Genomic DNA, 1,735 nt, shown 5'->3' with positions numbered 1-1,735 from the left:
GCCGAGATCGACAGCCACCCGCGCGTGAGGGGGTGAGATGGCTGTCCTGACCTTCCCGCTCAGCCTCGCCCAGTTCTACGACCTCCTGCCCATCAGCAAAGCGGAACTGGACCAGCCCGAGGCCCTCGACCTGAGCCAGACCACCGGCGGCGAGGTGCTGACCGCCGATCTCGGAACATCGCTCTGGTCCGGCCGGATTGAGCTTGGCGTGATGACCCATGACGAGGTTTCGGCGATCCGGCCGCTGATCAACATCCTGCGCCGGGCAGGCACGTCCTTCCTCGTTTCCGACCCAACCCGGCCCTGGCCTCGGCTTGATCCGAACGGCACGGTTCTGGGTGCGGCCACCCCGACCATTCTGGCCATTGGTGGCAGCGGGCGCGAGTTGAGCCTGACGGGTCTTCCGGCCGCCTACCCGATCAGCCGGGGCGATCTGATGTCGTTCACCTATGGCAGCCCGACCCGTTATGCGCTGCATGAGGTGGTGGGGGCGGCGGTTGCCAATGGCGCCGGCGAGACCGGGCTGATCGAAGTCAACCCGCCGATCCGGCCCGGGGCCAGCGCTGGAGCCGCAGTCCAGCTGATCTGGCCGCGTTGCAAGGCCCGTCTTGTGCCCGGCCAGAACGCGACCGGCATCACCTCCCACACCATCACGTCCGAGGCGAAGCTCGCCTGGACCCAGACGCTGAGGTAGCCATGCGCAGCTATGCCCCCGCAGAGTTGACCCAGCTGCAGGCCCGCGACGGTCTGCGCCCGCGCCTGCTGGTCTGGATCATCGCGCGCAATAGGACCACGGGGGCGCCGGAGCCGGCCGGGTTCTGGAACGGTGCCGACGATCAGGTGATCAACGTGGGCGGTGCCGATCGCACCTATCACGGCGCTGGCGGCCTCTTGGGCATGGACGATCTGGTTATCGAATCCGGCCTGAATGTGCGCCGCATCTCGGTTTGGCTGGCCACTGCCGCGCCGGAGGTGGTCGAGGCAGCCATGGCCTATGACCTGCGGCTTGCCCCGGTGGAAATCCACCGGCTGCTGACAGATCCGATCAGCCATCTGCCGGTGGCGGCTCCCCATCGCATCTGGAAGGGCTGGGTTGATGGGGCCCCGCGCACCGTCCCCGCCAAGGGGCTGAGCGCGGGCCGGATCACCCTGACCGTCGCCTCGGCCGCCATGGCGCTGACCCGGGGGCTGACGGCAAAGTATTCGGATGCTGCCATGAGACAACGCGGCAGCGACGACCGGCTGTTCCGCTATGCCGATGTGTCAGGAAAAGTCCCGGTCTACTGGGGCGAAAAGCGTTATGATCCGGCCACTCCCGCGGGCGGGTCAGGGTCGGGTCTCGGCGGCTGGAAACCGGGGGGGCACGCATGAGGCTCCCCGACTGGCGCAGCCGTCTGGCCGACTATGTCGCGGCCACCGCCCGATCCCCGTATCGGCCGGGCCAGCATGACTGCATCCTCTTTGCCGCCGGGGGGCGGGCGGCGCTGACCGGCGTCGATGTGATGGCGGATTGGCGGGGGCGTTACGGGTCCGTTGAAGAGGGGCTTGAACTGGCCCTTCAGCATGGCTGTTCGGACCCTTGGGCGCATGTGGTGGAGGGCCTTGAAGAGGTGCCCGTCGCCTATGGCGGGGTGGGTGACATCGCCCTGCTGGACGGAGCTGACGGCTTGCCCGCCATGGGCATCATCCAGGGCGAGATGATCTACACCGTCCATCCGCGTGGCGCCGCTCTGGT

General features: G+C 68.1%; 3 protein-coding genes. All 3 read left to right on the top strand.

Annotation, left to right across the window (positions count from 1 at the left end; genetic code table 11):
• Positions 1-37 precede the first annotated feature (37 nt).
• A complete protein-coding gene (locus HS053_RS22065) occupies positions 38-694 on the top strand; it encodes a hypothetical protein (RefSeq protein WP_174213391.1) in 657 nt (218 codons plus the stop codon).
• 2 nt (positions 695-696) lie between these two features.
• Entirely contained in the window at positions 697-1,371 is a 675-nt protein-coding gene (locus HS053_RS22060; protein ID WP_174213390.1) for a hypothetical protein, read from the top strand.
• Positions 1,368-1,735, top strand: a 368-nt coding sequence (locus HS053_RS22055; RefSeq protein WP_174213389.1) for a DUF6950 family protein, incomplete at its 3' end; no start/stop codon positions are given. The genes HS053_RS22060 and HS053_RS22055, both read left to right, overlap by 4 nt.

The sequence above is a fragment of the Tabrizicola fusiformis genome, from assembly GCF_013328815.1.
GTDB lineage: Bacteria > Pseudomonadota > Alphaproteobacteria > Rhodobacterales > Rhodobacteraceae > Fuscibacter.
The sequence above is the reverse complement of the archived record's forward strand: the minus strand, read 5'-3'. Positions and strand labels throughout refer to the sequence as shown.

Excerpts from the sequence above, each read along its gene's own strand:
- HS053_RS22065 (WP_174213391.1), top strand. The coding sequence starts at position 38 with ATGGCTGTCCTGACCTTCCCGCTCAGCCTCGCCCAGTTCTACGACCTC.
- HS053_RS22060 (WP_174213390.1), top strand. The coding sequence starts at position 697 with ATGCGCAGCTATGCCCCCGCAGAGTTGACCCAGCTGCAGGCCCGCGAC.